Here is a 12,682-nt window from a genome sequence, read left to right on the forward strand (position 1 = left end):
GATTTAGGGACGTCCCTGTAACGGGTGCGCATGGACTTCGGACTGTCAGACGAGCAGAAGGCCATCCGCGACGAGGTGCGGAAGTTCGCCGACAACGAGATTCGACCGATAGCCAAGGAGTACGACGTCGCCGAGGAGTACCCCTGGGAGATCATGGACAAGGCCGCCGAGATGGGACTGCTGGGCGCCCACATCCCGATGGAGTACGGCGGTGCGGGCTACAGCAACCTCGAATCGGCCATCATCACCGAGGAACTGTTCGCAGTCGACGCCGGCATCGGCCTCTGCATCACCTCCGCGGCGTTCGGCGCCGACGCCATCATGGGCTTCGGCTCCGACGAGCAGAAGGAGCGCTTCCTGACCCCGGTCGCCGAGGGCGAGGCCATCATGGGCGCGGCCATCTCCGAACCCGACACCGGCTCGGACGTCTCCAGCGTCTCGACCAGCGCCGAGAAGGACGGCGACGAGTGGGTCGTAAACGGCAACAAGATGTGGATCACGAACGGCTCGGTCGGCGACTACTACGTCGTGCTCTGCGAGACGGACCCCGACGCCGACGGCCGCTATAACGGCTTTTCCCAGATCGTCGTCGAGTCCGACCGCGACGGCTTCGAGGCCGACAAGATCACGGGTAAACTCGGCATCCGGTCGTCGGACACCGCCGAACTCATCCTCGACGACGTCCGGGTCCCCGAGGAGAACCTCGTCGGCACCCGCGGGATGGGCTTCCTCCAGCAGATGCAGTTCTTCGACGAGACGCGCACCGCGGTCGCCGCCCAAGGCGTCGGCATCGCGAAGGGCGCCAGCGAGGCCGCCCTGCAGTACGCCGAGGAGCGCGAGCAGTTCGGCCGACCTATCGGCGACTTCCAGGCCATCCAGCACAAACTCGCCGACATGCACACCCGGACCGAGGCCGCGCGCAACCTCACCTACAAGGCCGCCTGGAGCGTCGACCAGGGCGAGGACATCACGAAACTCGCCAGCATGGCCAAGGAGTACGCCTCGCGGGTGGCCGTCGACGTGGCCAACGAGGCGGTCCAGATTCACGGTGGCGCGGGCTACGTCAACGACTTCCCGGTCGAGCGGTTCTACCGCGACGCGAAGATCACCCAGATCTATGAGGGCACCACCGAGATTCAGAAGAACATCATCGCCCGCGAGCTGATGGGCAAGGGCTTCTAAGACCCCACCTTTTTTCTTCGTCGGGTAGCCGTGAGCGCCTGCGGCGCTCCGGCTACCGCTCCTCGAAAAAATCTGGACCAAAAAAGGCACGCGCTGAGGCCGAGTCGCCGCGGCGACTCGGCCTCAGCGCATCTTCCACTCGTTGGGCGACTTCCGCCCTGACACTGGTGCGGGCGCACCGGAAGACGGTCGTGCTCGCTTCGCTGCGCGCGCTGCGACTTCCGAGCCTCCGTTCGCTTCGCTCACGGAGACTTCGCGCCCTGCCGACCGCCACCGCACCGCAACTACGGCTCTCGCCTCCACTCTGTCCAATCTTCGTGCTTTTTCGTCGTCTCGGCATTCCCCGTTCTCGGTTCCGAGTCGAAGTTTACTCGTTGATGGTAACGCGTAACCATCTCCTCCATTAATTTTAAGTTAAGTGGTTATTTCTTACTCGGTGTGAAGGAGAAAACCAATCGTCGCCGGTTTCTGAAGGGAGCGGGTGCGATGCTCGGAGGACTGGCCCTCCCGACCGCGACCGTCTCCGCGAAGTCGGCCGAAAAGCGATACGTCGTCGACCTGAAGACCGCCGAACCCGGTGCGCTCGACGGACTCACCGTCGTTCACGACCTGAGTCAGATCGACATCGCGGTCGTCGAGGGCGACGCCAGCGCGGTCGAGGGAACGCGCCACTCGAAGGACGTCGAACTCCGGTACGAGGCCGAGAAGGAGTACGACGAGGACGAGGACGACGAGCGCGAGTACGGCAAGGACGACCCCGAGGACGGCCTCCCCGCGCGCTTCCAGATGCAGTGGGACAAGCACGCCCAGGAACTGCTGGAGGTCCACGAGGAAACCAGGGGCGAGGGGACCCGCGTGGCGGTCATCGACTCCGGGGCTATCCGCGACCACCCGGTCCTCGCCGGCCCGCTCAACACGGAACTCTCGAAGAACTTCACGGGCGACGGCGGCGACTTCACCCCGTTTATCAACGACCACGGCACCCACGTCTCGGGCATCATCGCCGCCGACGGATCGAACGAGAAGGGCGTGCTCGGGACGGCGCCCGAAACCGACCTCCTCGCGCTCCGGGTGTTCACCGGGCCGTTCGCGTTCTTCGGCGACATCATCGCGGCGATGGTCTACAGCGCCGACGTCGGTTCCGACGTGGCGAACATGAGCCTCGGCGCGTACCCCCTTCCCAAGGACGCCGACACCGCGACGCTCCGGGACTCCATCGAGCGCGCGTCGGGGTACGCCGACAAGAAGGGGACGCTGATGGTGGCGGCCGCCGGCAACGACGGGGTCAACCTCGACACAGACGGCGACGTCATCAGCCTCCCGAACGAGGCCGACAACGTGATGAGCATCAGCGCGACCGGCCCCATCGGCTACCGGTGGGACGACGGGACGGGCGACCGGAAGGAGAACGCCGAGGACTACCACGAAGGCGACGACAGGGACGACGAGGAGGAGGAGAACGACGACTTCGACGAACCGCTCGAAGCGCTGCGCGAGTCGACGTCGACGCCCGCAACGTACACGAACTACGGTCGCGACGCGGTCGACGTCAGCGCGCCCGGCGGCAACTACGTCGAGAGCCCGCCCGAGGGTTCGGATTGGCAGTACGACATGGTGCTTAGCACCGTCTTCGAGTTCGCCGACGACGGGAGCATGGCGCCCGCCTACGGGTGGAAGGCCGGCACCTCGATGGCCGCGCCGCAGGTCGCGGCGGCCGCCGCGCTCGTCAAGAGCCGGAACCCGGACGCGACGCCCGGCCTCGTCCGCCGTCACCTCGTAGCGACCGCGAAGGACCTCAACCAGCCGTCGTATCACGGCGAGGGACACCTCGACCTCGAAGAGGCGGTCGAGGAGGAGATCGACCGCGACGATTACCGGGACGACGAAGGCGGCGAAGACGGTGAAGGCGGTGAAGGCGGCGAAGACGGCGAAGACGACGAGGGCGGCGAGGACGACTGATTCGGCCTCTGGTCGAGAGCCAGTCGACCTTCGTCCCGGCCGGCGTCGCGCCACCGGGCAAGAAACGACAGCAATTCTTCAATAATACGTTTCAGCGAACCGTTATGTCGACGGACGCCGACGCTCCGCCCATGCTGCTAGCGGGAACCGGCGACGGTGCGTATCGCATCGACGAACTGCGCGCGACGACCGAAACCAGCGCGACGAAAGTGCTCGACGCCCCGAACGTCGAGCGCGTCCGGCAGTTCGACGGCGTGGACGGTGTCTTCGCTGCCACCGGCGCGGGACTGTACCACTCGTCGGACGGGACGGAGTGGACGAACCTGGACGTGCCCCGGGAGACGGTGTACGCGGTCGGCGCGAGTCCGTCTGGCGAGCGAATTTACGCGGGGACGCGTCCGACGCACGTGTTCGTCTCCGAACCCCTCCCGGCGGCGAGCGACGGGGGACTCGGACCGCTCGAGTGGCGAGAACTCGACGGGTTCACCGACCTGCCCTCCCGCGAGGAGTGGGGCGTCCCGCGTCACGACGACGTCGCTCAGGTCCGGAGTCTCTGCACCGACCCCGACGCTCCGAACCGCGTCGTCGCCGGGGTCGAACCCGGCGGCGTCCACGTCAGCGACGACGGCGGGGAGACGTGGGAGGAGCGGCGGGACGGCGTCCACGACGACATCCACGAACTCCACTGCGTGAGCGCCACGGAGTACGTCGCCGCGACCGGCGTCGGACTGTACCATACGGAGGACGCCGGTCGCTCGTGGAGGCGACTCGACGACGAGGTCCCCCAGCGGTACTTCCGAGCGTCGAGGCTCCACGACGGCGTGCTGTACACGTCGGCGGCGTGCGTGCCGCCCAACCGGTGGGAGAGCGACGAGGCGAACCCCGCGCTGTTCGAGTGTCGTGACGGTCGCACCCTGGAGGCGGTCGACTCCCCGACGCCCGACGAAGTCGTCGTCGGGTGGACGACCGTCGACGGCGACCTCGTCGGCGCGACCCACCGAGGGACCCTACACCGCCAGCAGTCGGGGGAGTGGCGCGCGGTGGGCGAGGTACCGAACCCGGACGAGACGCTCCACGGACGGTACGTCAACCTCACGTGGTACGACCCCGGGCGACGATAGCCCGACCGCACTCGAACCACCGACCGCGCTCGACGCGTGAGGACGGGAGTTCGAGAGGAGCGTCGAAATCGAGATTCGGGAGCGTCCTCCCGGCCCTCCCAGAGCGGCGCGACCGGGATTCCGGGGTCCTTACATCCGCGAGCAGGGTCCGGTCCCACCATTTATCACCGATACTGCGGAACCGTCGAGCGTGCAGACGTTCCTCACCCTCGCCCACGAGTACGAAACCGACCTCCCGGCGCCGTACGACGGCGGCGTCCGGACGCCGCCGTCGTACGTCGAACACTTTCTGCGAGAGTACTCAGAGGCGGGCGACACGGTGCTCGACCCCTTCGCCGGGTTCGGGACGACGCTGGTCGTCGCCGAGCGACTGGACCGGGAGGCCTGGGGCGTCGAGTTCGAACCGGACCGCGTCGACTACGTCCGCGGGCGGGTCGACAACCCCGAGCGCGTCGTCCACGGCGACGCACTCGACCTGTCGAGCGCCGACGTGCCGGCGTTCGACTGTTGTCTCACCTCGCCGCCGTTCATGGTCGCGGGGATGACCGAGAACCCCTTCGAGAACTACGCGGGCGAGAGCGACTACGCGACCTATCTCGACGACCTCGAAACCGTCTTCGGGCGACTCGCCGCGCTCGCGGCCGACGACGCCCGCCTGCTCGTCGACGTCTCGAACATGAAACACGAGGGCGGCGTGACGACGCTCGCCTGGGACGTCGCCGACGCCGCCAGGTCGCACTTCCGCTTCGAGGGTGAGGTCGTCGTCGGCTGGGAGGGCGACGGACGGGCCGAAACCGAGGGTTCCTACGGCTACGGCTACGACCACAGCTACTGTCTGGTGTTCGGCGCCGAGTCGTAGAACGAGATTCCGCCGTCGCTCAAACCTCGTACTCGTCCTCGCGGAACTGGACGTACTTGCTCTTGCGGTACTTGCGCTTGGTGTGCTTGTACTTGGTCACGAGTTTCGCGCCGCCCAGACCCGCCTTGACGTTCCACTTCAGCACGTTCTTCTCGCGCCTGCTGGCGAGGATGTCGGCGGCCATCTCGAACGTCCGGTCCCAGTCGTCGGGACCGTAGTCGGCGACGATGTCGGCGAACGAGACGTTCCGGACGATTTCGTCGCCGATGGCCGCCTTCCACTGGTCGTTGTAGGCGTCCAAGTTGCCGGTCGCCGCGAGGTCGCCGGCGATTTTGCCGGTCCGGGCCGCGACGTGGTAGCCGCCCTCGTGGAACGCCGAGGTGGTCCCCATCGCGCCGCCGACCACCGCGATGCCGGCCTTCGTCGGCGAGTCGATGGGGCGCGTCGAGGAGATGGGGTAAGTTTCGGTGCCCGCGCTCTTGCCGCGACCCTCGACCAGCGGGAAGTCCGAGAGGTCGTACTCGTCGCCGTAGAGGTGCTCCAGCAGGCGCTCGACGTACTCGCCGCCCCGCGGGATACGCTCGTCGTCGGGCCGGAGGAGCGCGTACTTCTCGCGGTCGGGAATCTCCGCGAGGTCCATCCCGATGGGCATCGTGAGGCCGACGCGGGCGACCCGACCGTCGTTCGGGAATATCCACGGGTAGGCGGTTTCGCCGGGCATCGCGCCCCACCAGAACTTCAGCGCGTGGGGGTCGAACAGTTCCTCGGGGAACTCCCGGTACTCCTGGTAGGCGATGTGGTTCGCCCGGTTCGGCGCCATGACCTCCGAAATCTTGCGGTCGTCCGGGGAGAACCGGTCGAGCACGCGCATGGTGACCTGGCGCTGGGGGCCGTCGGCCAGGACGAGGTACTCCGCCTCGACGTCCTCGCCGGACGACAGGATCAGCGTGTGGGTGTGTCCGCCCGAGAGGTCGGTTTCGACGTCGGTGACGCCGACGCCGACGCGGTACTCCGCGCCGGCGGCCTCAGCCTCCTCGCGGAGCCAGTCGTCCATCCGGGCGCGGTGGAAGGTGAACCCGAACTTGTCGTAGGACGACTCGATGCCGGTCGACTTCATCGTGAACGACTCGTTGGGACCGTAGAACTCGGTGCGGTCGAGTTCCCGGAGGACGACGTGGTCGGGAATCTCCTCGAAGGAGACGTCGAATATCTCCAGCCAGTAGTCGAGCATCCCGGCGGCGTCCGTCGAATCCGGTCCGAGTTCCTCGCGGTCGGCCCGGGGGACGCCCTTCTCCACGAGGAGCACGTCGGCTCCCCGTTCTGCGGCCTGCCGCGCGGCGGACATCCCGGCGGGCCCGCCGCCGACGACGGCAACGTCGACTCGCTTCATACCCCTACGCTTCCGCGCGGGCTAATAAATGCTTGACCTTCCGAATCCGTGATGAGACGAGGCGGATTTTTGAACGCCCGCGCCGGTATCGAACCGGAGCGGCGCCCCGGCGGACGGTTCGCGAGACGGGCTAACTTGCGCCGGTCGAAGCATAAGTGACGGGCCGGCGTAGTCGCGTTCCATGACGCGACGCCTACGAGTTGCGACCGTCGGCGCGGTCCTCCTCCTCGTCCTCCTCGCGCAGGTCGGCCCCACTCTCGCTGGCGGGCCGACCGTCGAAGCGAGGCCGTCCGGGAACGAAACGCCCGCCCAGCAGACCCCGGGCGTGGACTCGGTGGCCGAGGTCGAGGCGTTCGTCGACGCTCAGATGGCCCAGGACCTCCGAGAGCACCGCGTCTCGGGCGCGACCATCTCGGTGGTCAAGGACGGCGAACTCCTGTTCGCGGAGGGGTACGGCTACGCCGACCGGGCCAACCGGACGCCGGTGGTGGCGAACCGGACGCTGTTTCGAATCGGGTCGGTGTCGAAGCTGTTCGTCTGGACCGCCGCGATGCAACAGATTCAGCGCGGCAACATCGACCCGGACGCCGACGTGAACCGGTACCTCGACGACGTCCACATCCCCCGGACATACGGCGAACCGGTCACGATGGAACACCTCGCGACCCACACGCCCGGTTTCGAAGACCGGTTGGCCGGCGTCGCGGTCGAGTCGCCCGCCGACGTGAAACCGCTCGGCGAGGCGCTCGAAGACCCGCCCGCCCGCGTCCGCCCGCCGGGCGTCGTCACCTCCTACTCGAACTACGGCGCGGCGTTGGCCGGGCACGTCGTCGCCCGGCGAGCGAACACCACCTTCGACCGCTACATCGAGCGGCGCATCTTCCGCCCGCTGGAGATGCGCCACAGCACCTTCGAACAGCCGGTTCCTTCCGCCGTGCCGGGCACGCTCTCGAAGGGCTACAGCTACCGGAACGGCCGGTTCGTCGCCGAGGAGTTCGAAGCCGTCGGCATCCCGCCCGCAGGGTCGATGAGCGCGACCGCGACCGATGTCGCGAAGTTCATGACCGCCCACCTCCAGGGCGGCCGGTACGGCGACTCGCGTATCCTCTCCGAGTCCGCCGCCCGGCGGATGCACCGCCAGCACTTCGCCAACCACCCCGCGCTGAACGGCGTGGCCTTCGGCTTCTACGAGGAGAGCACCAACGGTGTGCGGATCATCGGCCACGGCGGCGACACCACGCAGTTCCACTCGGGGCTGTGGCTGTTCCCCGAGCGCGACCTCGGCGTGTTCGTCTCCTACAACAGTGTCGGCGGGGCCGCGGCGCGCCAGGACTTCTTCGAGAACTTCACCGACCGGTTCTTCCCGGCCGACGGGACCGCCAGTCCGCCGCCGGTCGAGGGCGACGCGGCCGCCGCCAACACGATCGCCCCGAACGCGGCCGCCGACGGCGGGCAGGCCGGACCGCCGCTGTCGGCCTTCGCCGGCACGTACCGCACGACCAGAATCCCGTACACGACCTTCGAGAAGGTGGTCGTGCTGAACCGCGACGTGAGCGTGCGCGCCGCCGGCAACGGAACCCTGGTCGCCGAGACGCCGCTCGGCGAGAGTAGGCGATTCCGGCGGGTCGCGCCGACGGTGTTCCAGGCCGTGGATGGCGACGCCCGAATCGCCTTCCGGGTCGAGGACGGCCGGGGGTCGTACCTCTTCTTCGACGCGGTGCCGGTCCAGAGCTTCGAGCGGGTCGCGTGGTGGGAGTCCACGCAGGTCCAGTTCGCGCTCCTTGGAGGGGCCGCCCTCCTATTGCTCACCGGCATCCTGGGCTGGCCGGTGCTGGCGGCCCGCCGGGCGTGGCACGGCGGACCCCCGCCGGCCGACGGTCCCCGGGCCGCCCGGTGGCTCTCCGGCACCGCCGGCCTCGTCGGCCTCGGCTTCGTCGTCGGCTTCGGCGCGCTGCTCGCGACCGACCCCACGAGCGTCCTCTTCCGCTCTGCGGTCGTCGAGGCGCTGTTCGTCGCGCCGGCCGTGGCCGCCGCGATGGCGGTTGGCGCGGTGGTGTTCGCGGCGCTAGCGTGGAAGAACCGCTACTGGGGGCTCGTCGGGCGACTCCACTACACGCTGCTGGCGGTGGTGCTCGTCGTCCTCTGCTGGCAGTTGTCGTACTGGAACCTGCTCGGCGCGGCGTTCTGAACCGAGTCACTTTTTCGACCCCGAAGCGCCGGTCGCAGAGATGCGCCGAAAACCGGGAAGGTTGAGGCCCCGGCGAGCGCACGTGACCCCATGTCCGACGCGGATACCGACGCGATAACCGTCGAACGAACCGACGGCGCGACCCGAATCGCCATCGAACGCGCCGACCGACACAACACGCTGGACCGCGCGACCGCCGCCGAGTTGCAGGCGGCCGTCGAGTCGGTCGTCGACGACCCCGAAGTCAGGTGTCTCGTGCTCACCGGCGCAGAGGGCGTCTTCTGCACCGGCGCCGACCTCGCGACGCTCGAAGGCAACCCCGAGGACGCCCGCCGCCTGCGAGGGATAGCGACCCGACTTCACGCCGCGGTGGACCACCTCGCGGGCGCGCGCAAACCGGTCGTCGCCGGGGTGAACGGCGTGGCCGCGGGCGGCGGACTCGGACTCGCGCTGTGCGCCGACGTGGTGGTCGCCGCCGAGTCGGCCCGCTTCGAGTTCGCCTACCCGCGCATCGGCCTCTCGGGCGACGGCGGGTCGACGTACTTCCTGCCCCGACTCGTCGGCCTCCGGAAGGCCAAGGAGATCGCGCTGCTCGACGAACCGATTCCTGCCGACGAGGCCGCGGAACTGGGATTGGCGACCGAGTGCGTGGCCGACGACGAGTTCGACGACCGCCTCGCCGAACTCGCGGCGACGCTCGCTGACGGGCCAACCCGCGCCCACGGCGCGACCAAGCGCCTGCTGGAGGCGAGCTTCGGCCGCCGGCTCTCGGCCCAACTCGCCGCCGAAACCGACGCCATCACGCGACTGGCGACGACCGACGACTTCGAGCGGGGCCTCGCGGCGTTCTTCGAGGACGGCGACCCGGAGTTCCGCGGGGAGTAGCCGCGGACGCCGGTCGTCCCGGCGGACACGCGCACGGTGATTTACTACCCCCGAACGAGAAGCGAGACGTATGAGCGACAACCAAGCGCCCGACGTCCTCGTTCTTCGCAAGAGCACCCACGGCATGCCGGTTTCGGCGTACGCCGACGAACTCCGCGAGCGACTCCCCGACAAGACCGTCTCGGTCGCCCGAACCCCGAGAGAGGAGCGCGAACTCGCCGCGGAGGCCTCGGTCGTCACCGGGATGGAGATAGACGACGAACTGCTGGCGACGCTGGAGAACGCGAGACTGTTCGCCTGCGCCTACGCCGGGACGGGCCACCTGCCCCTCGACGCGCTCGAGTCCCGGGGCATCGCGGTGACGAACGCCTCGGGCGTCCACGGGCCGAACATCGCCGAGCACGTCGTCGGCAACCTGCTGGTGTTCGCCCGGCGTCTCCACGAGGGGTGGCGCCGCCAGCAGCGCCGTGAGTGGCGCCACTTCCGGGCCCACGAACTCTCGGGCAAGACCGTCACCGTGGTCGGCCTGGGCGCCATCGGCCACTCCGTCGTCGAGCGCCTGAAGGGGTTCGACGTCGACACCATCGGCGTTCGCTACACGCCCAAGAAAGGCGGGCCAACCGACGAGGTGGTCGGTTTCGACGAGGACGACTTCCACGGCGCGCTCGCCCGGACGGACTACCTCGCGCTGGCCTGCCCGCTGACCGAAACCACTCGGGGGCTAGTCGGCGAGGCGGAACTCAAGACCCTGCCGCCCGAGGCCGTACTGGTCAACGTCGCCCGCGGACAGGTCGTCGACACCGATGCGCTGGTGTGGGCGCTCCGGGGCAACCAGCTCCGCGGGGCGGCGCTGGACGTGACCGACCCCGAACCGCTCCCGGAGGACCACCCGCTCTGGAACCTCGAGAACTGCCTCGTCACGCCCCACTGTTCGGGCCACACGCCCGAGTACTACGCCAGGCTGGCCGACATCGTCGCCGAGAACGTCCGGCGACTGGAGGACGGCGAGGAGTTGCAGAATCGAGTCGTCTGAGAGCAGACCGGGCTGGCTTCCCGATACCGTCTTCGAGTCACGGCGCGCGCTGGCGTGCCCTCGTGGCACGCCTTCTTCGTGCGAGGGATGATCGAGTGAGTGCCGGAGGCACGAACGAGAGAATCGGCTGGGGAGGCGTGTGGCCGTGGCGGTGCGGTAGTCACACCAGTAAGTCGAAGATGCGACCGAGGCGAGTCGCGACGCGACTTGCCTCGGTCGCGTGTCCTTTTTTGGTCCAGCTTTTTTCGAGGAGTGGTAGCTGAAGCGCCCAAAGGGCGCTTCAGCGATCCGACGACAAAAAAAGGTGGGCTAGATCCAGCCTTCGCTCTGGAGCAGTTCGCCGTTCAGCACCGCCGCGCCCGCCGCCCCGCGAATCGTGTTGTGCGCCAGGCAGTTGTACTGGACGCCCGCGGGCGTCTCTTGAACGCCGCCGGCCGCGACCGCCATTCCGCCGCCCAGCGTGCGGTCGAGTCGCGGCTGGGGTCGGCTCGGGTCCTCGAACACCTCGATGAGCGGGTCGGGCGAACTCGGCAGGTCGAGGCTCTCGACAGCGCCGAAGGCGTCCTCGACGTCGGCAGCGGTGACGTCGTCGCGCATCTCGGCCCAGACGTTCTCCAGGTGGCCGTCGATGGTCGGCACGCGGTTGCACGACGCCGACACCTCGGCGTCGTGGAGCGACAGTTCGGCGCCGTCGAACTGCCCGAGGAGTTTGCGGGACTCGGTCTCCATCTTCTCCTCCTCGCCGCCGATGTGCGGGATGACGTTGTCGATTATCTCCATCGAGGAGACGCCCGAATAGCCCGCGCCCGAGACCGCCTGGAGCGTCGAGACGTGGACGCGTTCCAGGCCGAACTGGTCGAGCGCGGCGAGGGTGGGCACCATCGTGATGGTCGAACAGTTGGGGTTCTTGACCACCGCGCCGTCCCACCCGCGCTCGTCGCGCTGGACTTCGAGCAGGTCGAGGTGGCCCGGATTTATCTCGGGGATGACGAGCGGGACGTCTTCGGCCATCCGGTCGTTCGAGGAGTTCGACGAGAGGACGTAACCCGCCTCCGCGAAGCCGGGTTCGACCTCGGCCGCGACGCCCGAGGGGAGCGAGGAGAACAGCAGGTCGACGTCGTCGGGCACCGACTCGGGGTCGGTCGCCCGCACCGTCAGGTCCGCCACCGAGGCCGGAATCGGAGCGTCGACCCGCCACTTGGCCGCCTCGCTGTACGGTTTGCCCTCGCTCTCCTCACTGGCGGTCACGGCCGCGAGTTCGAATTCGGGGTGTCCGTCGAGTAGTTGGATGCATCGCTGGCCTACTGCACCGGTCGCTCCGAGTACGCCGACACGTACGGTCATGGTACTCGGTGACTGGCCCTGCGGTAGCAAAACGGTTTGGATACCCCCATCTTTGTCCTCCACCTTTTGCTGCGGTCGAACTCGCGCCTGCGGCGCGAGTTCTCCCTGGCAAAATCTGGACCAAAACCGCGGTGCTCCCTCTGCGGGGCCGCTTCGCGGCCCCGCTTCGGTCCGCGCCGCGTCCGCTCGCTCACTGCGTTCGCTCGCGGCGCGACTGCTGGTACTCACCGCCGGGGGAAGCGACGCTTGCTGGAACTGAAGGCTGGACGCTTCCCGACGCTGTTCATCGAATTGGTCCGCCGATACCACCTTCTGTTTCGCCCGGCCGGCCTCGTGCGGTGGCACTCCGTTTCCCTCCGAGAGCGAACGCAGTGAGCGAGCGGGCCAAGGAACCACCTTCCGTCACGGGAGCGGCGGCTTTGCCGCCGCTCCCGTGACGGAAGGTGGTGACGCAGTGCTTTTGGTCCAGATTTTGTCAGCGAAACAACTCGGCCGCCGACGGCGGCCGAGTTGCTGAGCGCAGCAAAAGGTGGTTTCTACTTCTTGTGCGTGACGTAGCCCGCGATGCGGTTACGGACGCTCTTGGACTCGATGTTCGTCAGCTTCTGGACGCTGTCCTTGTTCTGCGTGAAGTCCTTCGTGAACGCGTCGGGGTATCGCTCCAGCAGGAGGTTACCCGTCTTCTTGACGTAGTCGGGTTTGATCGCCATGATGGACAGTT

Annotated in this window: 10 protein-coding genes; 7 read left to right on the forward strand and 3 right to left on the reverse strand. The window is 68.1% G+C overall.

Annotated elements, in window-relative coordinates; all coding sequences use genetic code 11:
- The first annotated feature begins 30 nt into the window (after positions 1 to 30).
- The 4 genes from NGM07_RS05195 to NGM07_RS05210 all read left to right on the forward strand — a co-directional run bounded on the left by NGM07_RS05195 (position 31) and on the right by NGM07_RS05210 (position 5,121).
- A complete protein-coding gene (locus NGM07_RS05195; protein WP_253517968.1) occupies positions 31 to 1,182 on the forward strand; it encodes an acyl-CoA dehydrogenase family protein in 1,152 nt (383 codons plus the stop codon).
- Positions 1,183 to 1,620: 438 nt separating this feature from the next.
- A complete protein-coding gene (locus NGM07_RS05200) occupies positions 1,621 to 3,141 on the forward strand; it encodes a S8 family peptidase (protein WP_253517971.1) in 1,521 nt (506 codons plus the stop codon).
- A 131-nt stretch (positions 3,142 to 3,272) separates the two neighbouring features.
- The gene (locus tag NGM07_RS05205) at positions 3,273 to 4,262 is read left to right on the forward strand and encodes a WD40/YVTN/BNR-like repeat-containing protein (protein WP_253517973.1); all 990 of its coding nucleotides are present in this window, start codon (positions 3,273 to 3,275) and stop codon (positions 4,260 to 4,262) included.
- A 190-nt stretch (positions 4,263 to 4,452) separates the two neighbouring features.
- Positions 4,453 to 5,121 (forward strand): DNA methyltransferase, encoded by a 669-nt coding sequence (locus tag NGM07_RS05210; protein WP_253517975.1) that lies wholly within the window; start codon positions 4,453 to 4,455, stop codon positions 5,119 to 5,121.
- Positions 5,122 to 5,140: 19 nt separating this feature from the next.
- Here the strand turns inward: NGM07_RS05210 and NGM07_RS05215 are convergent, their stop codons facing one another.
- On the reverse strand, positions 5,141 to 6,511 hold the full coding sequence (locus tag NGM07_RS05215) for an NAD(P)/FAD-dependent oxidoreductase (protein ID WP_253517977.1): 1,371 nt from the start codon (positions 6,509 to 6,511) through the stop codon (positions 5,141 to 5,143).
- Between the two features lie 181 nt (positions 6,512 to 6,692).
- On the opposite strand from NGM07_RS05215, the gene NGM07_RS05220 reads away from it, so the two are divergent.
- The 3 genes from NGM07_RS05220 (at position 6,693) to NGM07_RS05230 (ending at position 10,617) form a co-directional block, all read left to right on the forward strand.
- Positions 6,693 to 8,699 carry a serine hydrolase domain-containing protein gene (locus NGM07_RS05220; RefSeq protein WP_253517979.1) on the forward strand — a complete coding sequence of 669 codons (2,007 nt, stop codon included), beginning with the start codon at positions 6,693 to 6,695 and terminating at the stop codon, positions 8,697 to 8,699.
- A gap of 90 nt (positions 8,700 to 8,789) precedes the next feature.
- On the forward strand, positions 8,790 to 9,584 hold the full coding sequence (locus NGM07_RS05225; protein ID WP_253517981.1) for an enoyl-CoA hydratase/isomerase family protein: 795 nt from the start codon (positions 8,790 to 8,792) through the stop codon (positions 9,582 to 9,584).
- A 70-nt stretch (positions 9,585 to 9,654) separates the two neighbouring features.
- The gene (locus NGM07_RS05230; RefSeq protein ID WP_253517982.1) at positions 9,655 to 10,617 is read left to right on the forward strand and encodes a D-2-hydroxyacid dehydrogenase; all 963 of its coding nucleotides are present in this window, start codon (positions 9,655 to 9,657) and stop codon (positions 10,615 to 10,617) included.
- 309 nt (positions 10,618 to 10,926) lie between these two features.
- Here the strand turns inward: NGM07_RS05230 and asd are convergent, their stop codons facing one another.
- The gene (asd, locus tag NGM07_RS05235; RefSeq protein WP_253517984.1) at positions 10,927 to 11,961 is read right to left on the reverse strand and encodes an aspartate-semialdehyde dehydrogenase; all 1,035 of its coding nucleotides are present in this window, start codon (positions 11,959 to 11,961) and stop codon (positions 10,927 to 10,929) included.
- 536 nt (positions 11,962 to 12,497) lie between these two features.
- Positions 12,498 to 12,671 carry a 30S ribosomal protein S17e gene (locus NGM07_RS05240; protein ID WP_253517986.1) on the reverse strand — a complete coding sequence of 58 codons (174 nt, stop codon included), beginning with the start codon at positions 12,669 to 12,671 and terminating at the stop codon, positions 12,498 to 12,500.
- Between the last annotated feature and the right edge of the window lie 11 nt (positions 12,672 to 12,682).

This window comes from Halorussus vallis (genome assembly GCF_024138165.1).
Taxonomy (GTDB): Archaea; Halobacteriota; Halobacteria; order Halobacteriales; family Haladaptataceae; genus Halorussus; species Halorussus vallis.